Genomic DNA, 21,609 nt, shown 5'->3' with positions numbered 1-21,609 from the left:
TAACCTATGTCGATCCGCCATTACAACCCACGTCGCAGACGCCGTGGCGGAGTCTCCCCGAAAACACGCAACTTCCTTTACGCACTCGTTGCACTCACTATTGCTCTGCAGATTTCCTATCCGCTCATCGGCGGTGAAGCACTTCGTATTGTCACAATCGCAACCGTCTATGCCGGGGCCCTGGCCATGATTTTGCATGGTCATCTCTCTTATGGATTCAAATACTCCTCACGATATGTGCCAGCGGTATTTCTCTTCGGCCTAGGAATCGAATCTCTTGGCTTACATACTGGATGGCCCTTTGGTACTTACGAATATGACTCATCGCTAGGTGTTGCACTCTTCGGTGTTCCACTCGTTGTTCCCTTTGCCTGGTTGATGATGGTGCATCCAGCGCTCATAGCAGCGCGTCGAGTCACAACCAACTGGGTATTTATCTACGGCGGAGCACTTCTGATGGCCTGGGATTTATTTCTTGATCCACAGATGGTTGCCGCCGGTCGTTGGACGTGGGAAGTACCTGGTGCACACGTGCCCTTCACACCCGATGTTCCACTTTCCAATGCATTCGGTTGGTTACTTTCAGGGTTAGTCATAACCGGAATTTTGCATCTGATTCTGCCGCGCGAGCGACGCAAAGAGAGCGCTTCACTTGTTGCTGTCGATGCGTTATTAATTTGGACTTGGTTCTCAGGTTTCATCGGCAATCTCATCTTCTTTGATCGCCCAGGCTTGGCCGTCTTCGCTGGATTTGTGATGGGAGTGATTCTTACGCCGTACTTCTTCTCCAGCTGGCTCGGTAATAAAGATTAGCCTCTGATGCGCTTTGCACTCTTTGTCCTGTGTTATCTAATCTTGCTCATCGCACTCTTTAACTTCTTTACCATTCGAATTCCTCGCAATAAGGCGGCGGTTTCCACGCCAGTAACCGTGCTGCTGCCTGTACGCAATGAGCAGGCCAATGTCGGCCCGTGTGTTGCAGCGCTAGTGGCACAAAAAGGTGTTGCCCAGCTTGAAGTAATCATCATTAATGATCAATCAACTGATAACACAGCTGATGTTCTCACAGACGCAATCGGTGCAGATTCCAGGTTTTCTGTGATCGAAGCCGATGGTCCGCGCGATGGATGGCTCGGTAAAGTCTCCGCTCTCCACACGGGCTTTGCAAGAAGCACAGGTGAAATCATTATCTGCCTCGATGCCGATGTGCGATTAGAACCCGATGCCATTGCGCGTGCGGTCAATCAACTCCAAGATCTATCACTGGATTTTGTTTCACCATACCCGCACCAAATCGCAGGCACTTTCAGTGAAAAATTAATTCAGCCTCTATTGCACTGGTCTTGGATGAGCACTGTCATTCTGCGCCTGGCCGAGAAAGTTCCATATCGAAGTACCGCCGTGGCTAATGGTCAATTTTTTCTTATCCGTGCCAAAGCTTTGACTGCAATCGATGGTTTCACATCTGTCTCAACCAAGATTCTTGATGATGTAGAACTAGCTAGATCACTGATTACCGCCGGGTTTTCAGGCGTTGTGACTGAAGGTTCTGGGATTTCACATACGCGCATGTATACAAATTTTGATGAGATTCGCCAGGGCTACGGCAAATCTCTTCACAAAGCATTCGGTGGCGCACTCGGCGCCATTGTTGCTTCACTATTTATTGCAGCGACCGGTCTGGCACCACTGCTTCTCATACTCGATGGCTACTTCATTGGCTGGATCGCCTACCTCTGCATTGCATTTACTCGAGTGCTCAGCGCCATTCGCTCTCGTTCTAATCCGCTCTACGCGCTCTTGCATCCACTATCTGCAGCTCTTCTTCTCTATCTCATCGCTTACTCTTGGGCCAAGCGCGGAAGTATTCAGTGGAAAGGTCGCACCGTATGACCGGACACGTAGGAAAGGTAAAGCAGCCTGAACGCATTGCAGTTGTGGGCGCAGGTATCGGTGGACTCTGCACCGCAGCTCGCTTAGCAAAAGCAGGTCATCTCGTCACAATCTTTGAAAGCTCCAATCGCACCGGCGGAAAGTGCCGAACTGAATGGATTGGCCGTTATGCATTTGATACCGGGCCTTCACTTCTCACACTGCCAGCTGTCTATCGTGATTTCTTTCAGCGCACCGGAGATGTCATGGGGCGCGTCATGGAGATTGAAGAAGTAAATCCTTCTTTTGATTACCGCTTCCATGATGGCAAGAGTGTGAAATTTTCTAATCTTTCTCGCAAGAAAACTTTGGCCGCAATTTCTGAATCACTTGGAGAAGAAGCCGCACTCGAATGGGATGCGCTCATGCGCCAAGCAGAGGCGATGTGGGATGTCTCGCGCGGACCATTTGTGGAATCAGAGTTGAAATCTCCGCTCTCATTACTTAAACGACCACGACTGATGCGCGACCTCAAGACAATTGCTCCCTGGAAATCACTGCGTGGAATCGGAATTCGCAATCCTTACTTGGCCAAGATTATGGATCGCTATGCAACATATAGCGGCTCAGATCCACGAGTAGCACCGGCCGTGCTTTCCACTATCGCCTTCGTGGAAGAGGCATTTGGTGCTTGGCATGTAAAAGGTGGCGTTGGCACGCTCTCTGAAAAGATTACAGAACGCTGTGAAAAACTTGGAGTCACTATTCGCCTAAATACCTACGTTGATGAAATCACAACTAAGTCGGGTACTGTCACAGGCGTTGTGGTCCAGGGCCATCATGAAGAATTTGATCGCGTTGTGGCAAATGCTGATGCCCAATTTGTCTATAACAACCTGATGGCACCGACAAATAAAGTGGTAAAGATTCGTAAGCAGCTCGCAAAATCAGAGCCGTCCCTTGCTGGATTCTCACTGCTCTTGGGGCTCAAACCGAGTACAGCTGAACCACTTGCTCACCACACAATTCTCTTTCCCGAAAATTACGATTTTGAATTTGAATCAATCTTTACCAGTAAGACTCCCGTTGAAAAACCAACTATCTATATCTGCGCCCCACGAGATCCGTTGATGGTTAAGGATGCTGGACATGAGGCCTGGTTTGTCTTGGTTAATGCACCACGACATGACCCCTACGAAGGTGGTTTCGATTGGAGTGATGCTGAATTTAACCAACGCTATGCCCACTCAATCATCAATCAGATAGAGGCTGCTGGAATTGCGGTGCGTGAGCGTTTAGAAGTTCTTGAGATTCGCACCCCACTTGATTTACAAGAGAGCGTGCATGCACCAGGTGGTTCTATCTATGGAAGTTCAAGTAATGGAGCGCGCTCGGCATTCTCGCGTGCGAAAAATCGTTCTCCTATTAATGGGCTCTATCTGGTTGGCGGCTCTGCCCACCCCGGTGGCGGCTTGCCACTTGTGGGGTTAAGTGCCGAAATAGTTGCTAACGCAATTCTCGATTAAGACAAGGTCTTCTTGGCAACTCTCATTACTTGCACGAAGCTGACCAGAAGAAGAAGTATGAAGGCGTAGGAAATGTAAGTAACTCCTGGAATATCTAGAATGAAAATAATTAGAACCAGTGCCAGGAAAATTGCTCGCACCGGTCGCTCTGTTGCTGTCACAACTCCAACTTCAGAGTGACCAAGGGAGGCAAGTCGTGCCCGGGCATATTCCTGGGTAGCTGCAATCGTCCACATCAGAATTGCTGCCCAGGCCGGAATTCCCACAGTCCAACCAAAGTAGAGCCAGCACGCTTCCGAGATGCGATCAGCAATGGAATCAAGAACTGCGCCCCACTTACTTTCACGCCCCTGCACAATGGCAACACTTCCATCGATGCCATCGAAGAAGAGCGAAACTATAAGAAGAACCAGTGCGATGCCAGCACTTGTTGAAAATGCCATCGCCACTGCAGTTGCGAGTCCAAGGAGAGTTAAAAAATTTGGGGTGAACTTCAGCGCTGTGCAGACGCGTGCAACTTGATAGGAAAAACTCAGCCAGCCAGCAACTGCCCCTTTAATCGCAGCTCCCCCGTGAAGTGCGCTCCAGCGCTCTTTGAATTCTTGCTCAGTCAGTGCACTCATCGTTCATCTTTAATCTGTGCATAAATCTCACGGGTGGCAGTTGATGAATTCATTGTGTAGAAGTGAAGTCCGGGAGCTCCACTTTCTAGTAATTGATGGCAGAGATTTGTGGCTATCTCCACACCTAACTTACTGACATCTTCTGGGCTATTTTCTACCGCTGCAAAGCGCTCTGCAATAGATGCTGGAATCGGTGTTCCACCCAACTCTGCCATCCGGTTAAGTTGTTTCACATTTGTCACCGGCAAGATGCCAGCGATGATGGGAAGGCTGGAACCCTTGGCCGCTAACTTATCAACCAGCGCTTTCCATTTATCTACTTCAAAGAAGAATTGCGTGGTTGCAAACGTTGCACCGCGTCGCTGCTTTTCAAGTAAGACTTCAATATCTTTATCAATATCTCCAAGAGAACTTGGATGACCATCAGGAAATGCTGCAACACCGATTGTGAATCCACCGAACTCAGCTGCCATGGTGACTAATTCATCCGCGTGATTGAGTCCGCCTTGCGTGGGAACCCATGGTGCTCGCGGTCCACCGGTGGGATCTCCACGCAGCGCCAAAATGCTTGTAATTCCGGCATCGCGATATTTTCCGAGAATCTCAATTAGCTCGTCGCGCGTTGAACCCACACAGGTTAAGTGTGCAACGGTGGGAATATGTGTTCGCGCAGTGATTTCAGAAGTGATGCGAATGGTGCGATCTCGCGTACTTCCACCTGCGCCATAGGTCACAGAGATAAAGTCTGGGGAAATTGATTCCAGTTGTGACATCGCCGACCAGAGGCGCGCTTCACCTTCGACATCCTTAGGCGGGAAGAATTCAAAGGAGTACGTAACTCCACTTCTCACGCTGCTTTTCTCCACTGCCTCAGAGTATCGTTGCGCCGTGGATAAAGAGCTCACTTCAAGTATCGATAGCGTGCGCAGCGCCGTCAAGGAAGAGCTCACCCACTATCTGGCAGAACAGCGCGACTACCTGACCAGCATCGCATCTGAGTTAGTTCCGGTCTGCGATGCACTCGAAGATTATCTGCTCGAAGGTGGCAAGCGACTTCGTCCGCTCTTTGCTTACGCCGGCTTTATGGCCGCCGGCGCTACGCCCACTCGCACAGATATTCGTGCGATGGCCAGCCTAGAACTCTTGCAAGCATGCGCACTTATTCATGATGATCTCATGGACGGATCAGATACGCGGCGCGGAAAACCTGCCATCCATCGCCACTTTGAATCATTACACAGACAAGGATCCATGGCGGGTGTTCCAGAACAATTTGGCGCAGCAGCTGCGGTGTTACTCGGTGACCTAGCTTTGGTCTGGTCTGATCACATGTTGCATAACTCAGGTTTATCGCATGAGAGCTTGCTGGCAGCGCTGCTGATTCATGATGAGATGCGCATTGAGTTAATGGCTGGTCAATATCTCGATGTGCGAGAAGCCGGTGAGAAAGAATTTAGCGTGGAACGCTCCTTGCGTATTGCTCGTTATAAATCTGGCAAATACACCATCGAGCGTCCACTTCACCTGGGCGCAGTGATTGCAAGCCCGGCGCAGAGTGAGCATGGCCAACTGCTCAATGTTCTTTCGGCATACGGGCTGCCACTCGGTGAGGCCTTCCAATTACGTGATGATCTACTTGGAATCTTTGGAAATCCTGATGTGACCGGAAAGCCAGCCGGTGATGATTTACGCGAAGGAAAGCGCACGGTATTGATGGCGATGACGCTAGAAAAAGCCAGTGCACCAGCTCGGCGAGAATTGCAACGTGACCTGGGCAACCCAACTCTCACCGTGCAGCGAATCGAGGAGTTGCGTACCATCATCACTGAAACTGGCGCCGTGGCTGATGTAGAAAAGCTCATCGACGGCTTGGCGACAGAATCAAAGATTGCAGCTCAATCATCTGCTATTGCCGCAGATGCCCAACCTTTTCTATTGGCACTTGCCGATAGCGCTATCCGCAGGAGTCACTAATGGTTGCACGTGTAAAAGGTCCGACTGATCATGTTGTTGTTGTCGGAGCTGGTTTAGCTGGGCTCAGCGCAGCGATGCGGTTAGCTGGCGCCGGGCGAAAAGTCACCGTCGTTGAACGTGAATCTGTGCCTGGTGGACGAAATGGTCTCCTTAAAAAAGACGGATACTCATTTGATACCGGACCATCCGTCTTAACAATGCCATCCCTGATTCAAGATGCATTCTCATGTGTCGGTGAAGATATGAAGGATTGGCTTGAATTAATGCCACTTTCTCCTTTATACCGCGCCTTCTACGCCGATGGTTCACAAATTGATGTCCATGCCAACACTGCGCAGATGGAAGAAGAGATTCGCACCAAGGTCTCTGCCGAAGAAGCACTCGGCTATCGTCGTTACGTTGATTTTGTCACCAAGTTATATAAGTATGAAATGAATGACTTTATTGATAGAAATATCGATTCACCACTTAACTTACTGACACCTAACCTGGCGCGACTCATCGCACTGGGTGGCTTCAAACGGCTACAGCCAAAGGTAAATCAATTTCTGAAAGATCCTCGCCTGCAAAAGGTCTACTCATTCCAGGCGATGTATGCCGGCGTAAGTCCGCAGCAGGCCTTAGCAATTTATGCCGTCATTGCCTATATGGACTCAGTCAACGGGGTCTTCTTTCCTAAGGGTGGAATGCACGCTGTTCCTCGAGCCTTGGCAGCTGCGGCAACTAAGCATGGCGTTGAATTTAAATACAACACCACAGTGACCTCACTTGATAAGCAAAACGGTCGCGTGAAGGCGGTACTGACCAATACAGGTGAGCGCATTGAGTGCGATGTAGTGGTGATGAATCCAGATCTGCCGGTTGTGTGGCGGGATTTACTTGGCAAGACACCGCTAAATATCAAGCGCCTTAAGTACTCACCATCATGTACCACACTCCTTGTGGGCTCTTCCAAGAAATATGACCATATTGCCCACCACAATATTCACTTCGGTAAATCTTGGGATGGCGTCTTTGATGAGTTAATTGAGAAGAAGCAGTTGATGTCTGATCCTTCCGTACTTGTCACAGTACCTACCCACGATGACCCAACGCTGGCACCTGTAGGTAAGCAGTCGTATTACGTACTCTTTCCAACTCCTAACTTGACTGCAGATATCGATTGGACCAAGCAGGCCGGGCCATATCGCGATTCCATGATTAAGACTTTAGAGGAGCGTGGATACACAGGTTTTGGTGATGCCATTGAAACTGAAGTGATGACAACCCCACTTGATTGGCAGAGACAAGGTATGGAGCAGGGTGCACCATTTGCTAGCGCGCATACCTTCTTCCAAACAGGTCCATTTAGACCTCGAAATATTGCTGCCGGTTTTGAAAACGTAGTCTTTGCCGGCAGTGGAACCCAACCAGGTGTGGGAGTTCCGATGGTTCTCATCTCAGGTCGTCTTGCCGCCGAACGCATTGTGGGTCCGGTTAAGTAAATGGATGCGTTGCTACAAGCGTCTTACCTTGAATGCAAGCGCCTGAACTCGCTGCATGGCAAGACGTATTACTTAGCAACGTTATTACTTCCAAAGAATAAGCGCCCATACGTGCACGCCCTCTATGGCTTTGCCCGTTACGCCGATGAAATCGTCGATGATCTAGCATCTACGCTCACACCACAAGAGAAGGCTGATGCACTTCGCAGTTGGAGTACCGGTGTATTAAATGATTTAGCGGCAGGACGCTCAACCGATCACATTGGTAGAGCCTTGGTCGATACGGCTAAGAAGTTTGCTATCCCCCACCAGCACTTCGTAGATTTCTTACACTCGATGGAGATGGACTTAACCGTCACGCACTACCAAACATACGAAGACTTACTTGAATATGTCTATGGCTCTGCCGCCGTCATCGGCCTTGAGATGGTTCCCATCCTTGGCTATTCCGATGAGCGAGCATTCGAAGCGGCCAAGAAGTTAGGGATTGCATTCCAGCTTGCTAACTTCATCCGTGATGTGGGTGAAGATCTTGATCGAGGCCGGGTATATCTACCATTGCAAGAACTTGCTCAATTCGGTGTTGACAGGGCGATGTTAGAACGCAGAAAGTTAACGCCCGAGATTGTTGCAGCTCTTAAGTTTCAAATTGCGCGCGTGCGCCAATTGCAAGCGGAATCACAGGCGGGAATCTCATACTTGGATAAGGAGTCGCGCCCATGTATTCGCGCCGCCAGTGAGCTCTATTGCGGCATCGTCGATGAAGTCGAAGCCATTGGCTATGACATATTTAATAAGCGGGCCAAGACATCAACTGCTCGACGCGCCAAAGTAGCTGGCCTTGCTTATTTACAAGCAATCACAGCTCGTATTCGCTAGTATTTTCACGCACGGGAGCCAAAGTGGCTGAGAGGACTTCATTGAAGTCGACCGTCTGACTGGTCCGGTAATGCGGATCTAGAAATGGCAGGTGTATCTTGTTTTCAACTCTATTTACCGCATGGGGATATGAAGTCTCTTATCTCGAATTCATCGCTTCACTAGTCTCAGTTATCGGAGTCGCACTAGGTATTACTCGAAAGCGAATTACCTGGCCATGGTGGGCGGCAAGCAGTGTTTTATATGGCATCTTCTTTTTGCAGTATGAACTCTATGCAAGTGCTGCCCTACAACTGATCTTTATTGCAGCAGCCATCATTGGTTGGTTTGGCTGGGAACCAACCGGTGCTAAACCAGGGCCAGTAAAGAACTCTTATCGCATCTATATCCTGGCTGCGATTTTGATTTCCACTCTGGCACTTGGGCCAGTACTTAAATCTTTGGGAGCGGCCTCTACTTACGTTGATGCCATTCTCTTCTTTGGAAGTTTTGCCGCACAAATGCTGATGGTCTATCAAAAGTATGAGACCTGGCCGCTCTGGCTGGTAGTCGATGCTGGATACGTCGCCCTCTATGCCTCACAAGGGTTACTCTTTACAACGTTGCTCTACGTACTCTTTACAATCATGGCAGCACTGGGATGGAGCAGTTGGTATGGAGCTCACCGCCGCGCTACTAGATCTCTGTAAAGGTGTAACACAACCCGTCATTGCAATCGATGGACCGGCAGGTGGTGGCAAAACCACCCTTGCACAAAACCTAGCACTCGCATTTGCCACATCACTTTCCACCACCGTGATTCATATGGATGATCTCTACGATGGCTGGGATGGCGCACTCGATGAAGATTTCTCATCAGTCCTATCGCAAATCGTCGGATTACATAAGAAATCAGAGAATATTTTATATTCTTCCTACAACTGGAGTGAGGCAAAATTCGATGAAGCAAAAGAAGTGCCGCGCACGCAATTATTGATTCTAGAAGGCGTAGGAAGCGGTCAGAGTTCTATCCGCTCTTCACTCACTGCCTTAATCTGGATAGATATCAACGATAAGCAAGGTTTGGCGCGGGTTATCGCGCGCGATGGTGAATCAATAAGAGTTCCGATGGAGAAGTGGCTCACACTTCAGGAGCAACACTTTCACCTCGAAGGTACGCAGAACGCCGCGGATTTCATACTCACTACCTAGAATTTGCCATATGTCTGACCTCACCGGCGAGCTAATCGATGGGCGTTACCAACTCATCCGCCAGATGGCCAGCGGTGGAATGGCAAGCATCTATGAGGCGGTAGATACCAGACTTGATCGCAAGGTAGCAGTCAAGATCATGCATCCACACCTTGCCCAAGATGAGCAGTTTGTGGAACGTTTTATTCGCGAAGCAAAAGCTGCCGCATCATTAACACATCCCAATATCGTTGCCGTCCAGGACCAGGGCTGGAACCAAAATGGAACGCCAGCAGTATTTCTTGTCATGGAGCTCATCGAAGGTCACACCCTTCGGGAATACCTCAATGAACGTGGCAAGTTATCGATAGATGATGGCATTAAATTTCTATCACCCGTTCTAAGCGCTCTTGCTGCTGCCCATAAAATTGGGATTGTTCACCGTGATATCAAGCCTGAAAATATCTTGATCTCCAAAGAAGGTCGCATCAAGATTGCAGATTTTGGTCTGGCCAAAGGGCCACTTCTGGGCGGAACGATGACGGCTGAATCAAGTGTCATTCTCGGCAGCGTTTCCTATTTATCGCCAGAGCAAGTGCAACGTGGCATTGCAGATGCCCGAAGTGATGTGTATTCCATTGGCATCACAGCATTTGAAATGTTTACCGGCAACAAGCCATTTGAAGGTGATGCTCCTATTCAAGTGGCATATATGCATGTCAATAACCGAGTTCCGAAAATAAGTTCAGTCTTGGATAACGTTCCCAAGGCACTCGATGAGCTGATCTACCGGGCAACCAGTGCTAACCCGGATGAGCGTCCGCGCGATGCTGGAGCATTCTTTGAAGAGCTCAGCGCACTGAATCCCAAGAAGAATCAGCTGAGTCTTGAATTAGATATTCCCATTGCACCGATGCGCCCGAAGAAGGAACCTAAATCACTGCGCAAGCGAGTGCGTGAAATTACCGCTGCGATTCCAGTTCCAAAAGCCCAGGAGACAACGGCCCAAGTGGAAAAGCGGAAAAAGATAAGTAAGCGAGTAAAGCGAAATAGATTTGTCGCACTCGGGTTGGCAGTCGCACTTGGAATATTCGGTTGGTATGCCCTGATTGGGCCAGGTTCTCGCGTTGTTGTTCCCTCCACCGTGGGTGCGACCCAAGATGAAGTACGCGCCGCACTTGACCCACTCGGGCTCACCTTTGTCGTTACCGAAAAACGATTTAGCGAAGAGATTGGCGCAGAGCGAGTTATTGAATCTTCTCCCGAAGGCGGCGGGCGCATTGATCAAGGCGGAATCGTTGACCTCGTTATCTCTAAAGGACCAGAGCGTTATGCGATTCCACAACTAGCTGGTCTGACTCCAAAAGCCGCTACGAATTTAGTGAAAAAACTACCACTGTCGCTACAACCAAATATTGAAGAATTTAACCTCACTGTTCCCAAGGGTTATGTCATTGGCTCGGTGCCAAATTCTGGCGAGAAGGTAAAGCGTGGCACCGCAATTACGATTCGCATCTCTAAAGGAATTGAACAAATTGCAATTGGATCATATGTGGGTAAGAGTGCAGATCAAGCGCTCAATGAACTTACCGAAGCTGGTTTCATGGTGAGTTCGATCTACGGCTTTAGTGAGTTGCGACTTGCCGGTGAAGTTATCTCGCAAAAGCCCGAAGGTGGGAAGAGCGTTAACAAAGGTGCAGAGATTGAGCTCGTCGTATCTAAAGGTTCACAATTTGCATATATTCCTAATGTCTTCTCCATTGAGGAATCGCTAGCGATTCAAAGCCTGAAAGATCTTGAACTCAAAGTTGTCGTGAAGAAGATTGGCAAAAAAGCGATAAAGAAAGTCACTTCTGTTTCACCGAAGGTAGGCACGAAGGTTAAACGTGGCAGTACTGTAACCATCACAGTAGGGTGAGCCGGTGAAGAAACCTCGTATCGGCGCCCACACCCCCACATCTGGCGGAATGGCTAAGCGATCTATCGCCTATGCCGAACTCACCGGTGCTGAAGCTATTCAAGTCTTCACATCTAATCCTCGTGGTTGGGCGATGCCGGAAACAAACCATGAAGCAGATGCCATCTTCCGAGAAAAAGCTGCGGCACTTGATCTAGAAACGTATGTGCATGCACCATTTCTGATCAATCTAGGTTCGCCTACCGAGGCCACCTATAAGAATTCATTGGCATCAACTGCGTATTCCCTCAAGCGCGGCCAGGAAATTGGCGCTCTGGGTGTGGTCGTTCATACCGGCTCTGCCGTCAATGAAGACTTTATTGATAAAGCGTGGAAGCAGATCAATAAAGGCATGATGCCAATTCTTGAGGCACTCTCCGATGATGCGCCATACCTGCTGCTAGAACCCACCGCCGGACAGGGGCAATCGCTTGTAAAGCGCCTTGAAGATCTTGAATACTATTTAAAGGCCCTTGAATATCATCCAAAGGTCGGCGTTTGTCTTGACACCTGCCACGTCTTTGCTGCAGGCCATGACATTGCAAAAAAGGGTGGCATGAAAGAAACGCTGGATCTCTTAGTTGAAGTTGCTGGCATTGAACGTATTCAACTGATTCACGCCAATGACTCAATGGATGTGTGTGGCGCACTTAAAGATCGCCATCAAAATATTGGTGAAGGATTTATCGGCGTTGACCCATTTAAGGAACTCTTACATCACCCAGCTGTTGCCAACGCTCCCCTGATTCTTGAAACTCCAGGAATGGAGCCCGAGCACGGTGCTGAAATTGCATTGCTAAAGAAGTTGCGGGGATGAGTTCTTCGCATGCGCTAAAGATGCGCCTTGCGCCTTGGGCGCTGCTCCTAGTTTCTGCATCATGGGGACTTGCCTTTGTGGTCATGAAAGATGCGATCGAGCGACAGAGTGTGAACAGCTTTCTCTTCACCCGTTTTCTGGTCGCTGTGATTGCAATGTTCTTACTCAAACCAACCGTGATTCAATCCATTAACCGGGAAGTACTGCGGAAAGGATTTATCGCAGGTCTTTGTCTAGCAGCCGGATATATTTTGCAGACACTCGGTCTGGCACTTACCGGCGCCGCCGTTACTGGATTTATTACCGGGCTCTATGTTGTTGCCACACCAGTGATTGCAGCTCTCGTTCTACGCGTGCGAATCACTGCCTTCACCTGGGGATGCGTTCTCTTAGCCACCGTGGGTCTGGCTCTACTCTCACTTAAAGGGTGGAACCTGGGCTATGGCGAGTTCTTAGTCTTCTTATGCGCCATTGCCTTTGCCGCTCACATCATCGCCTTAAGTAAATGGAGCAATGGACTCGATGTCTATGCCATGACAATTGTGCAACTTGCAACGTGTGCACTGGCAACAGGTGTCATCTCACTCATTCAAGGCTATGAAGCACCTCCAGATAGCAACGGTTGGTATGTCGTTCTCTTCACCGCCATCATTTGCACAGCCGTCGCCTTTGTTGTGCAGACTTGGTCGCAGGCACATATGTCAGCGACAAAAGTCGCCGTCATCCTGACGATGGAAGTTGTCTTTGCCGCCCTTTTTGCCGTGGTTTTCGGCGGTGAATCCCTCTCACTACGCACATTATTTGGTGGTGTTCTAGTCTTCGCCGCCATGTTTATGATTGTGCTTAAGGAGGCCTAAAGATGGCAATTGATCTACGTTCAGATACCGTAACGGCGCCCAGTACTGGGATGCGAGCTGCAATGGCTGGCGCTGCTGTCGGTGATGATGTGTACGGCGATGATCCCACCGTTAATTCTCTAGAAGAGCGCGTTGCCGCACTCTTTGGCCACGAGGCCGGTCTATTTAGCCCCACTGGTTCACTTGCAAATCAATTAGCAATTCGCACCTTAGTTAAACCTGGCGAAGAGTTGCTGACTGAAACTAGTTCTCACATCGTGCGCGCCGAGCTTGGAGCCGCGGCAACATTTAGCGGAATCACTACTCGCACCTGGCAGTCCGCCCATGGTGTGTTGCGCGCCGAGGATCCACTTGCAATCACCCATGAAAATGCCGGGCCATATTTAGTATCAACAACTGCAATAGCTATTGAGAACACCCACAACTTCGGTGGCGGAACGATTCAACCGATTGATGAGATTGCAGTTCTGGCTCGAGCCGCACGAGCTCGTGGAATTGCGATGCACTTAGATGGTGCCCGCATCTGGAATGCCCATGTCGCATCTGGCGTTTCACTGATCGAATACGGAAAGCACTTTGACACTATTAGCGTCTGTCTCTCCAAGGGGCTGGGTGCACCTATTGGTTCACTTATGCTTTCGACTAAAGCACGCGTGGCAGAGGCGCGCATCTGGCGCAAGCGCTATGGCGCTGGAATGCGACAAGTAGGAATCATTGCAGCTGCCGGACATTACGCACTAGATCAGAACATCACCCGGCTTGGCGAAGATCACACCAAGGCGAAGAAGATTGCCCGCGCGATGCATGCAATTAATCCATCGCTGGTGCATCCAGATAATGTGCACACAAACATTGTGGGCCTAGATCTTGTTGGTATGGGCATGACAGCGGCCGAATTAAATACCCGCTGCCGCGAAGCTGGGTTATGGATTAGCGCACTTGGTAAACATTACGCACGTCTAGTAACTCACATGGATGTCAATGATGGGCAATGCGATGAAGCAATTGCAATATTACAGCGCGCCCTCGTGGCGAAGTAACCACTCTTTCTTCTCTAACCCATACGCGTAATCACCGAGTGCTCCCCCGGTCTTTACTATTCGGTGACACGGCACCACCAGCACAATTGCATTCTTGGCACACGCACTTCCCGCTGCCCGAATCGCAGCCGAACTTCCGGCCCGAACCGCAAGCTCGGCATAGGAAATGACTTTGCCAGGGCGAATCTTCTTCATCGCCTTCCATGCCTCTTGTGAAAAATGACCACCCGTTTGGCGCACATGTATTGCACTTAAGGCAGCGATATCGCCATCAAAGTAATCGGTGAGCAAATCAGTGATGACTGGAATCTTCTTCACGCTAGTGATTTCTCGCAATGAATCTTCTTGACTCAAACTTTCCTTGAGCGCCTTCACGCTAGATAAATTAGCGGCCAGCACCACATGCTCATCGGCGATGAGATTGAGAGTTCCGATCGGGGTGTGGAAGGTGGAGAGAAGCAACGTCACGCTGGCAAAGTTAGCGGTCGCGCAACATTTCGGCAACCAAAAATGAGAGTTCAAGTGACTGCGAATGATTCAGGCGTGGGTCACACGCTGTCTCATATCGGGACTCGAGATCCTTTTCCGAGACCTCATTGCCCCCACCAAGACACTCGGTGACATCATCACCGGTCAGTTCGATATGGATTCCACCTGGGTGGGTGCCAAGCTTCTTGTGCACCTCAAAGAAGCCACGCACTTCATCGAGTACATCTTCAAAGTTACGGGTCTTATAGCCATTCTTTGATTCAAAGGTATTGCCATGCATGGGATCACAGACCCAGAGCACCTGTGCTCCGCTTTTAGTAACGCCCTCAACAAGTTTAGGAAGTACTTCGCGGATGGTCTTTGCGCCCATACGCGTAATAAAGGTAATGCGCCCTGGTTCATTATCTGGGTTGAGTTTGGCAATCAGCGCTAGCGCATCTTCCACAGTTGATTTCGGCCCCAACTTCACTCCGATTGGATTGCGCACCTTGGATGCGAAATCAACATGTGCACCATCTAGTTGTCTTGTGCGCTCACCGATCCAGATGAAGTGCCCAGAAACGTCATACGGTAGCTCGGTTCGTGAATCAATACGAGTCAGCGCCTTCTCGTATTCGATGATGAGGGCTTCATGGCTGGCATAGAAATCAACGGCCTTAAATTGCTCCGGATCAACACCGGCAGATGCCATGAAGGCAAGTGCTCGGCCAATTTCGGTTGCCATCTGTTCGTACTTCTCACCGAACTTTGAATCGCGGATAAATCCCTTATTCCATTCGTGCACCTGACGAAGATCTGCAAATCCACCACGCGTAAATGCTCGAACCAGGTTTAGCGTTGCAGCAGAGGTGTTATAGACGCGCACCAAACGTTGTGGATCTGGTGTGCGAGAACTTTCGGTGAATTCAATATCGTTGACCGCATCGCCGCGGTAGGCAGGAAGTGTGACATCACCGCGAGTTTCAAGATCATTAGAACGTGGCTTAGCAAACTGCCCCGCCATCCGACCTACTTTGATGACCGGCAAACTTGAGTGATATTGCAATACTGCCGCCATCTGCAAGATTGTCTTAATTCGATTACGAATGGAATCTGCCGTGGCTGAGGCAAATGTCTCTGCGCAATCTCCGCCTTGCAACCAAAATGCTCGACCTGCGGCAGCTTCGGCAATCTTTGCTTTGAGATCATCGCACTCACCAGCAAAGACAAGTGGCGGTAACGCTTTGAGATCAGCAACAGCCTTAGCAAGTGGCGCGCCATCTTTGCCACCAGGCCAATTAGGTTGCTGCGCAGCAACTAGCGTGGGGTCAAAGAGGTTATCCAACTTCGAGGAAGAGTTCATAGGCATAATCGTAGAGCGTTCAGTTGCAATCTCGGAGCGAGTTTAGCCAAAGAACGAAGTGATCTCCTCATAGCGCTCGAAGGGAACGGTCTTAAGGACATCAGTTGCCGATGCCAATGGCACGCGTGCAATCTTTGTGCCGTGAAGAGCCATCATCTTTCCGAAATCTCCGTCATGGACTGCCGTAATTGCTTCCAGTCCAAATCGTGAGCTAAGAACTCGGTCAAATGCCGAAGGAGTTCCACCGCGCTGGATATGGCCCAGAACTGTGCAACGAGTTTGGTAACCAGTCTTTTTCTCAATCTCTTTGGCAAGCCAATCACCGATACCTGAGAGTTGAACATGGCCAAATGCATCAAGTGGCTGGTCTTTGGTAATCATGTCCCCGTCTTGCGGGATAGCACCTTCTGCAATAACAATGATGGGCGCTGTGCCAGTTGCAAAACGTGACTTCACATATTCACAGACCTTATCGACTGAGAACTTAACTTCTGGAATCAAGATACAGGCAGCATCGCCAGCGATTCCGGAATGCAGTGCAATCCAGCCTGCGTGACGGCCCATGACCTCAACGATGAGTGGGCGGTGATGTGATTCAGCCGTTGTGTGCAGGCGATCAATTGCCTCCATGGCGATATTTACTGATGTATCAAATCCAAATGTGAAATCTGTATTGTTCAGGTCGTTATCAATAGTCTTTGGGACTCCGATTACCTTCACACCCAAAGCATCGAGCTTTGTTGCCACACCGAGAGTATCTTCGCCGCCAATTGCAATCAGAACATCAATTCCTTGGTCTGCAAGATTTTGCTTAATGCGTTCAACGCCATTTTCAATCTTAAAAGGATTGGTACGTGATGACCCAAGAATGGTTCCACCCTTGGTAAGAATTGGTTTCACTATTGCTAGATCTAGCGGCATAGTCAGCGCCTCAAGCGGGCCTTTCCAACCATCACGGAAACCTACGAATTCATATCCGTACTCTTTGATTCCCTTTGTGACGACTCCACGAATAACCCCGTTGAGTCCTGGGCAGTCGCCCCCACCAGTAAGAATTCCAATGCGCATTACATACTCCAAAATTGGCTGATTGGTAGTCAACATTGACTGGCACAGTCTAGCCTTTCCACTATGACACTAGCGCCAGAAATTCGTGCTTTCCTAGAAGCCGGTGCCGCCGCCGGATTACCACAAGTGTGGGAAGCCCCCATCGAAGTCATCCGCGGAAATAGGCAATCTCAGACCGCATTTACCGGCCCAGTAGAAAAAGTAGCGGAAGTAGTTAACACATTTATCCCGGGCCCAACAGCTGATCTTCCGATTCGCATCTACCGACCAACAACAGCTACCAACGCCCCAGCGATTATCTATCTGCATGGCGGCGGTTGGGTACTGAACTTCCTCGATATTTATGATGCATCCCTATCTCGTCTGGCAAATCAAACTGGGGCAACAATTATTAGCGTGCACTACCAAAAGGCTCCGGAGCATCCATTTCCGATTCCATTTGATGATTGCTATGCCACCCTGCTCTGGGCGATTAAGAACGCCGAAGCGCTACAGATTGATAAAAACAGAATTGGAGTTGCAGGCGATAGCGCCGGTGGAAATCTGGCATCGGCAGTTGCACTCAAAGCGCGCGATAATGGAATTAACCTGGCATTCCAGCTCCTTGTCTATCCCTGCAATGATCGCAAATTTGACACTGCTTCTTATAAAGAACATGCAACTGGGTATGGGCTGACAACCCAGGCGATGGAATGGTTCTGGGATCAATATTTACAAGGTGATGCACATGATCAAAATCCTTATGCAATTCCGCAAAGAGCGAAAGATTTTTCCGCATTGGCTCCTGCCATCATCATCACGGCCCAATATGATCCGCTGCTCTCTGATAGCGAGAAATATGCTGAGGCGCTAAGAAATGCTGGCGTCACAGTGCAATACCGCGAGTATGAAGGAATGATTCATGGTTTTTACTCAAATATGGGCATCACACCAACATCGGCCACAGCAGTTGATTTCGCTGCTGCTGAAATTAGAAAGCTCATCTAAGGAGTGTCAAGACGCGGTTGGTTCCTTTTCATCTTAGTTGGCTTCCTTTGGGGTATTCCGTACCTATTTATTAAGGTTGCCGTAGATCCCGACAATGGGTTTACGCCAGCAATCGTCGTCTGTCTTCGCACCGCAATTGGCGCAGCCATCTTGATTCCGATTGCAATCAAGCAGAAGCAGCTCATGCCAGCACTTCGTGGAATCAAATATGTTGCGCCATATGCACTCTTAGAGATGATCGGACCCTGGATTCTGATCGGCACCGCCGAACAGAAGATTTCATCAGGGCTTGCCGGACTACTCATTGCCTCTGTTCCGATCTGGGCGACAATCTTTGCATCTATGCAAGGTGATAAAACAGTCTGGCATCGCACCCGATTAGCGGGGTTGGTACTCGGTTTCATCGGACTTGTTGCAGTTGTTGGTATTGAAAGCATTAAGGGAAGCGCTGATGCCCTCTCCATCTTTATGGTGCTAGTAGCTGCAGTGGGTTACTCATATGCGGTGATGATGGTGCAACGGGCGCTGCCTGGAGTTTCCGGAATTGCAATCAATGGTGTGGCGATGGCGATTTCGGCGCTCTTCTATCTTCCCTTCACCATTGTTCAGTGGCCAACGCATGAGATTTCAACTGCCGCAATTAACTCAATTATCGGTCTTGGAGTTCTTTCGACCGGGGCGGCATTCGCTGCTTTCTTCACACTTGTATCGATTATTGGCGTTGCCCGCGGATCACTGGTGACCTATCTCAATACCGCTTTCGCAGTAGTTCTGGGTGTGCTTATTCTCGGTGAACCACTGACAATCGGAATGGCGCTAGGTCTGCCGTTGGTATTGATTGGTTCTTACTTCGCGAGCCGAAAGCCGGTAACTAAGTAATTCGCGCCATAATGTGACAATGCTTGAAGCGCTCTTCCTTGGATTAATACAAGGTCTCACCGAATTCATTCCAGTTTCCTCCAGTGCTCACATCCGAATCGTTGGTGAGCTCTTGCCGAATGCAAGTGATCCAGGGGCTGCCTTTACCGCAATCACTCAGATTGGCACAGAACTGGCGGTATTGCTCTACTTTAGAAAAGATATTTTAAGAATAATCCGAGCTTGGATTACCCGCGATGGTTCTCCGGAAGCGCGCCTTGGAACGCTCATTATTATTGGCTCTCTGCCCATTGTCGTTCTTGGTTATCTCGGTCAGGATTACATCACCAATCACTTCAGATCACTCTGGATTGTTGCCACAACCTTGATTCTCTTTGGTCTGATCCTTGGCTTTGCAGATCGCATTGGAAAACGAGAAAAAACACTAGATGTTTTAAATTCCAAAGATGGCATCGCCTACGGCCTGGCCCAATCTCTTGCACTGATTCCAGGTGTTTCAAGGTCCGGTGCAACGATTGCCCTCGGTAGATTTCTTGGATACAAACGCGAAGCTGCTTTGCGTTACTCATTCTTGCTCGCAATTCCGGCGGTATTCGGAAGTGGGCTCTATGAATTAAATGCTGCCATGGAAGATTCAACAGTCTCGGCCTATTCCATGCCAGAGATCTTGGCCGCCACAGTTGTGGCATTTGTTGTCGGCTATAGCGTTATTGCGTGGCTGATGAAATTTATTGCGACTAAGACCTTCACACCATTTGTTATCTATCGCGTGGTGCTAGGTACCGCACTCCTGATTGCACTTGCCACCGGCGCACTTAGCGCTCAATAAAACCAAGTCTTTCCAGTAATTTCGGATCGCGCTGCCACTCCTTGGAAACTTTCACGTGAAGACCGAGGAATATTCTTGCCCCAAGTTCACGCTCAATATCTTTTCGTGCCCGCATTCCAATATCTTTAAGGCGCTCACCTTGATGGCCCAAGATGATTCCGGTCTGTGAATCGCGCTCAACGTGAATCGTTGCGTGAATATCAAAAAATGGTCGACTTCCCTTTTCTTCCCGCTCTGACATTTCATCAATAGTGACCATAATCGAATGTGGCAGCTCTTCCCGAGCATCGCGCATGGCTGCTTCACGGATGAGTTCGCAGATAAGTTGTTGAATTCCTTGATCACTCTTCACATCTTCCGGATAGAAGGCAGGTCCAGCAGGAAGGTTCTTGCCAATCAGCTCTTCCAGCAAATCTATCTGCTCGTGAATGGCAGCCGAGATGGGAACAATTTCATCCCAGGTGAAACCTTTGGCAAGTTCTGAGATGCCAAGTAAGCGGGTGGCAATGTTCTTCTTTGAAACTAAATCAGTTTTCGTCACAAGTGCAAATTTCTTTGCCCGTGGATGCTTGGCAATTTCAGCAGCGATAAATTCATCACCAGCACCTGATGTCTCATCAGCTGGCAGACACATCATCACAATGTCGACGGAATCCATACTTTCATTGACTACCGCATTAAGGCGATGGCCGAGCAAAGTCTTTGGTTTATGCACTCCCGGAGTATCTACAAGCACTGCTTGAAATTCTGGGTTGTTCACAATTCCGCGAATCGCATGACGGGTGGTATTTGGATGTGGAGAAGTGATAGCAATCTTGCTACCAACTAGGGCGTTAATGAGAGTTGATTTTCCAGTGTTAGGGCGCCCGACAATTGCGACAAAGCCGGAACGGAATTCACTCATGCGCATATTCTCTCACTTCACACGAGCATTACCTAAAGGGCGGAAATCAACTCCATCGCATCAGCAACTGATGTCACCAATTCAGCGGCACGTTCGCCAATAAGTCGATGACACCCTTCCGATGATGGCGAACTAATTGGTCCCGGAATTGCCATCACCGGACGCAATAGCTCTGCGGCATCACGGGCGGTGCGCAGAGATCCGCTTCTAAATGCAGCTTCAACAACGAGTGTGCTCAAGGACAACGCCGCAATCAGGCGATTGCGGATTAGAAATCTATGGGGCATCGCAGTGACGCCCGGCATTACTTCACTGATGATCGCACCGTTCTCACAGATCTCATCAAAGAGTCGTGCGTTGCCGGCCGGGTACTGCACATCAATGCCGGAAGCAATCACGGCAATCGTGCGCCCTTCTGCCACCAACGCCCCACGATGGGCAGCGGTATCTATTCCATATGCTCCCCCACTGATGATGTCCCACTCTCGATCGACAAAACCTGCTGCAAAATCACCAGCTAAGCGCACGCCATACGGTGTTGGATTTCTCGTTCCCACAATGGCAAGGGAAGGATTGTTCAGAATTGAAAGATCGCCTTTCACAATCAGACCCAGCGGCGGGATTGCTAATTGATTGACGCGCGTGGGCCAGCTGAGATCTTCGGGAGTAATAAAGACGCCTCCGGATTGCGCAATTGCAGCAAGTGATTCATCGGCGTTAAAGGCGCTGATGCTCTGAGTAATTGCGCCATATTTTGTGGCGTCATAGACACCCAGTGCCAAATGCTCATAGACCATTGCGATGCCAAATTCATTGACCTGGCGCGCCCAATAAGTATTTCCAGCTTCGATGGCGCTAAAAAGTGCCAGTCTCTGTATCTTCACATCATCGGTAAGTAGGCGCATGTGGGCA

22 protein-coding genes are annotated in these 21,609 nt (G+C 49.5%); 15 read left to right on the top strand and 7 right to left on the bottom strand.

All coding sequences use genetic code 11. The features are described from left to right. Window positions 1-6: 6 nt before the first annotated feature. From A1sIIB76_RS02540 to A1sIIB76_RS02530, 3 genes are read left to right on the top strand one after another with little or no spacing between them, the layout of a single operon-like run. Window positions 7-813 (top strand): carotenoid biosynthesis protein, encoded by an 807-nt coding sequence (locus A1sIIB76_RS02540; RefSeq protein WP_095696941.1) that lies wholly within the window; start codon window positions 7-9, stop codon window positions 811-813. Window positions 814-819: 6 nt separating this feature from the next. Continuing rightward, a complete protein-coding gene (locus A1sIIB76_RS02535; protein ID WP_095696940.1) occupies window positions 820-1,893 on the top strand; it encodes a glycosyltransferase family 2 protein in 1,074 nt (357 codons plus the stop codon). Next, on the top strand, window positions 1,890-3,398 hold the full coding sequence (locus A1sIIB76_RS02530) for a phytoene desaturase family protein (RefSeq protein ID WP_095696939.1): 1,509 nt from the start codon (window positions 1,890-1,892) through the stop codon (window positions 3,396-3,398). The genes A1sIIB76_RS02535 and A1sIIB76_RS02530 overlap by 4 nt, the downstream gene beginning before the upstream one ends. On the opposite strand, the gene A1sIIB76_RS02525 is transcribed toward A1sIIB76_RS02530, so the two are convergent. Next, window positions 3,395-4,021, bottom strand: a complete 627-nt coding sequence (locus A1sIIB76_RS02525) for a CDP-alcohol phosphatidyltransferase family protein (protein ID WP_095696938.1) — start codon at window positions 4,019-4,021, stop codon at window positions 3,395-3,397. The genes A1sIIB76_RS02530 and A1sIIB76_RS02525 overlap by 4 nt on opposite strands. Then, window positions 4,018-4,887, bottom strand: coding sequence for a methylenetetrahydrofolate reductase [NAD(P)H] (gene metF / locus A1sIIB76_RS02520; protein WP_095696937.1), 870 nt, complete (start codon window positions 4,885-4,887; stop codon window positions 4,018-4,020). The genes A1sIIB76_RS02525 and metF overlap by 4 nt, the downstream gene beginning before the upstream one ends. 22 nt (window positions 4,888-4,909) lie before the next feature. Between metF and A1sIIB76_RS02515 the strand changes: the two genes are divergently transcribed. The 9 genes from A1sIIB76_RS02515 to A1sIIB76_RS02475 all read left to right on the top strand — a co-directional run bounded on the left by A1sIIB76_RS02515 (window position 4,910) and on the right by A1sIIB76_RS02475 (window position 14,199). Then, a complete protein-coding gene (locus A1sIIB76_RS02515; RefSeq protein WP_095696936.1) occupies window positions 4,910-5,995 on the top strand; it encodes a polyprenyl synthetase family protein in 1,086 nt (361 codons plus the stop codon). Then, window positions 5,995-7,479, top strand: coding sequence for a phytoene desaturase family protein (crtI, locus tag A1sIIB76_RS02510; protein ID WP_095696935.1), 1,485 nt, complete (start codon window positions 5,995-5,997; stop codon window positions 7,477-7,479). The genes A1sIIB76_RS02515 and crtI overlap by 1 nt, the downstream gene beginning before the upstream one ends. Beyond that, complete coding sequence (locus A1sIIB76_RS02505) at window positions 7,480-8,358, top strand: phytoene/squalene synthase family protein (protein WP_095696934.1); 879 nt, start codon at window positions 7,480-7,482, stop codon at window positions 8,356-8,358. A gap of 98 nt (window positions 8,359-8,456) precedes the next feature. After that, a complete protein-coding gene (gene pnuC, locus A1sIIB76_RS02500) occupies window positions 8,457-9,047 on the top strand; it encodes a nicotinamide riboside transporter PnuC (protein ID WP_095696933.1) in 591 nt (196 codons plus the stop codon). Next, window positions 9,013-9,549, top strand: coding sequence for a uridine kinase family protein (locus A1sIIB76_RS02495; RefSeq protein WP_095696932.1), 537 nt, complete (start codon window positions 9,013-9,015; stop codon window positions 9,547-9,549). Before pnuC ends, A1sIIB76_RS02495 begins: the two co-directional genes overlap by 35 nt. A 10-nt stretch (window positions 9,550-9,559) precedes the next feature. Then, complete coding sequence (gene pknB, locus A1sIIB76_RS02490) at window positions 9,560-11,446, top strand: Stk1 family PASTA domain-containing Ser/Thr kinase (protein WP_095696931.1); 1,887 nt, start codon at window positions 9,560-9,562, stop codon at window positions 11,444-11,446. A 4-nt stretch (window positions 11,447-11,450) separates the two neighbouring features. Next, entirely contained in the window at window positions 11,451-12,302 is an 852-nt protein-coding gene (locus A1sIIB76_RS02485) for a deoxyribonuclease IV (protein ID WP_095696930.1), read from the top strand. Further along, window positions 12,299-13,159 carry a DMT family transporter gene (locus A1sIIB76_RS02480; protein ID WP_095696929.1) on the top strand — a complete coding sequence of 287 codons (861 nt, stop codon included), beginning with the start codon at window positions 12,299-12,301 and terminating at the stop codon, window positions 13,157-13,159. Before A1sIIB76_RS02485 ends, A1sIIB76_RS02480 begins: the two co-directional genes overlap by 4 nt. Window positions 13,160-13,161: 2 nt before the next feature. Then, window positions 13,162-14,199 (top strand): threonine aldolase family protein, encoded by a 1,038-nt coding sequence (locus A1sIIB76_RS02475; protein WP_095696928.1) that lies wholly within the window; start codon window positions 13,162-13,164, stop codon window positions 14,197-14,199. Here A1sIIB76_RS02475 and A1sIIB76_RS02470 read toward each other — a convergent pair. The 3 genes from A1sIIB76_RS02470 to A1sIIB76_RS02460 are packed head-to-tail and all read right to left on the bottom strand — an operon-like array spanning window position 14,173 to window position 17,098. Continuing rightward, complete coding sequence (locus tag A1sIIB76_RS02470; protein WP_095696927.1) at window positions 14,173-14,667, bottom strand: methylated-DNA--[protein]-cysteine S-methyltransferase; 495 nt, start codon at window positions 14,665-14,667, stop codon at window positions 14,173-14,175. The genes A1sIIB76_RS02475 and A1sIIB76_RS02470 overlap by 27 nt on opposite strands. Before the next feature lie 10 nt (window positions 14,668-14,677). After that, entirely contained in the window at window positions 14,678-16,030 is a 1,353-nt protein-coding gene (locus A1sIIB76_RS02465; RefSeq protein WP_095697354.1) for a class II 3-deoxy-7-phosphoheptulonate synthase, read from the bottom strand. A 42-nt stretch (window positions 16,031-16,072) separates the two neighbouring features. Beyond that, window positions 16,073-17,098 (bottom strand): 6-phosphofructokinase, encoded by a 1,026-nt coding sequence (locus A1sIIB76_RS02460; RefSeq protein ID WP_095674656.1) that lies wholly within the window; start codon window positions 17,096-17,098, stop codon window positions 16,073-16,075. Window positions 17,099-17,161: 63 nt separating this feature from the next. Between A1sIIB76_RS02460 and A1sIIB76_RS02455 the strand changes: the two genes are divergently transcribed. From A1sIIB76_RS02455 to A1sIIB76_RS02445, 3 genes are read left to right on the top strand one after another with little or no spacing between them, the layout of a single operon-like run. Continuing rightward, window positions 17,162-18,085 (top strand): alpha/beta hydrolase, encoded by a 924-nt coding sequence (locus A1sIIB76_RS02455; RefSeq protein ID WP_095696926.1) that lies wholly within the window; start codon window positions 17,162-17,164, stop codon window positions 18,083-18,085. 3 nt (window positions 18,086-18,088) lie between these two features. Continuing rightward, window positions 18,089-18,964, top strand: a complete 876-nt coding sequence (locus A1sIIB76_RS02450) for a DMT family transporter (RefSeq protein ID WP_095696925.1) — start codon at window positions 18,089-18,091, stop codon at window positions 18,962-18,964. 13 nt (window positions 18,965-18,977) lie between these two features. Beyond that, on the top strand, window positions 18,978-19,793 hold the full coding sequence (locus tag A1sIIB76_RS02445; protein ID WP_420021858.1) for an undecaprenyl-diphosphate phosphatase: 816 nt from the start codon (window positions 18,978-18,980) through the stop codon (window positions 19,791-19,793). Here the strand turns inward: A1sIIB76_RS02445 and era are convergent. Further along, window positions 19,780-20,697, bottom strand: coding sequence for a GTPase Era (gene era / locus A1sIIB76_RS02440; protein ID WP_095697353.1), 918 nt, complete (start codon window positions 20,695-20,697; stop codon window positions 19,780-19,782). The two genes, A1sIIB76_RS02445 and era, sit on opposite strands and share 14 nt — an antisense overlap. A gap of 32 nt (window positions 20,698-20,729) precedes the next feature. Further along, window positions 20,730-21,602, bottom strand: a complete 873-nt coding sequence (gene dprA, locus A1sIIB76_RS02435; protein WP_095696923.1) for a DNA-processing protein DprA — start codon at window positions 21,600-21,602, stop codon at window positions 20,730-20,732. Between the last annotated feature and the right edge of the window lie 7 nt (window positions 21,603-21,609).

Source organism: Candidatus Planktophila versatilis, from assembly GCF_002288265.1.
Lineage (GTDB): Bacteria > Actinomycetota > Actinomycetes > Nanopelagicales > Nanopelagicaceae > Planktophila > Planktophila versatilis.
The sequence above is the reverse complement of the archived record's forward strand: the minus strand, read 5'-3'. Positions and strand labels throughout refer to the sequence as shown.

Bases quoted from the DNA above. Each gene is read 5' to 3' on its own strand.
- A1sIIB76_RS02540 (WP_095696941.1), top strand. From the start codon at position 7: ATGTCGATCCGCCATTACAACCCACGTCGCAGACGCCGTGGCGGAGTC.
- A1sIIB76_RS02535 (WP_095696940.1), top strand. From the start codon at position 820: ATGCGCTTTGCACTCTTTGTCCTGTGTTATCTAATCTTGCTCATCGCA.
- A1sIIB76_RS02530 (WP_095696939.1), top strand. From the start codon at position 1,890: ATGACCGGACACGTAGGAAAGGTAAAGCAGCCTGAACGCATTGCAGTT.
- A1sIIB76_RS02525 (WP_095696938.1), bottom strand. From the start codon at position 4,021: ATGAGTGCACTGACTGAGCAAGAATTCAAAGAGCGCTGGAGCGCACTT.
- crtI (WP_095696935.1), top strand. From the start codon at position 5,995: ATGGTTGCACGTGTAAAAGGTCCGACTGATCATGTTGTTGTTGTCGGA.
- A1sIIB76_RS02505 (WP_095696934.1), top strand. From the start codon at position 7,480: ATGGATGCGTTGCTACAAGCGTCTTACCTTGAATGCAAGCGCCTGAAC.
- A1sIIB76_RS02495 (WP_095696932.1), top strand. From the start codon at position 9,013: ATGGAGCTCACCGCCGCGCTACTAGATCTCTGTAAAGGTGTAACACAA.
- pknB (WP_095696931.1), top strand. From the start codon at position 9,560: ATGTCTGACCTCACCGGCGAGCTAATCGATGGGCGTTACCAACTCATC.
- A1sIIB76_RS02480 (WP_095696929.1), top strand. From the start codon at position 12,299: ATGAGTTCTTCGCATGCGCTAAAGATGCGCCTTGCGCCTTGGGCGCTG.
- A1sIIB76_RS02475 (WP_095696928.1), top strand. From the start codon at position 13,162: ATGGCAATTGATCTACGTTCAGATACCGTAACGGCGCCCAGTACTGGG.
- A1sIIB76_RS02465 (WP_095697354.1), bottom strand. From the start codon at position 16,030: ATGAACTCTTCCTCGAAGTTGGATAACCTCTTTGACCCCACGCTAGTT.
- A1sIIB76_RS02460 (WP_095674656.1), bottom strand. From the start codon at position 17,098: ATGCGCATTGGAATTCTTACTGGTGGGGGCGACTGCCCAGGACTCAAC.
- A1sIIB76_RS02455 (WP_095696926.1), top strand. From the start codon at position 17,162: ATGACACTAGCGCCAGAAATTCGTGCTTTCCTAGAAGCCGGTGCCGCC.
- era (WP_095697353.1), bottom strand. From the start codon at position 20,697: ATGAGTGAATTCCGTTCCGGCTTTGTCGCAATTGTCGGGCGCCCTAAC.
- dprA (WP_095696923.1), bottom strand. From the start codon at position 21,602: ATGCGCCTACTTACCGATGATGTGAAGATACAGAGACTGGCACTTTTT.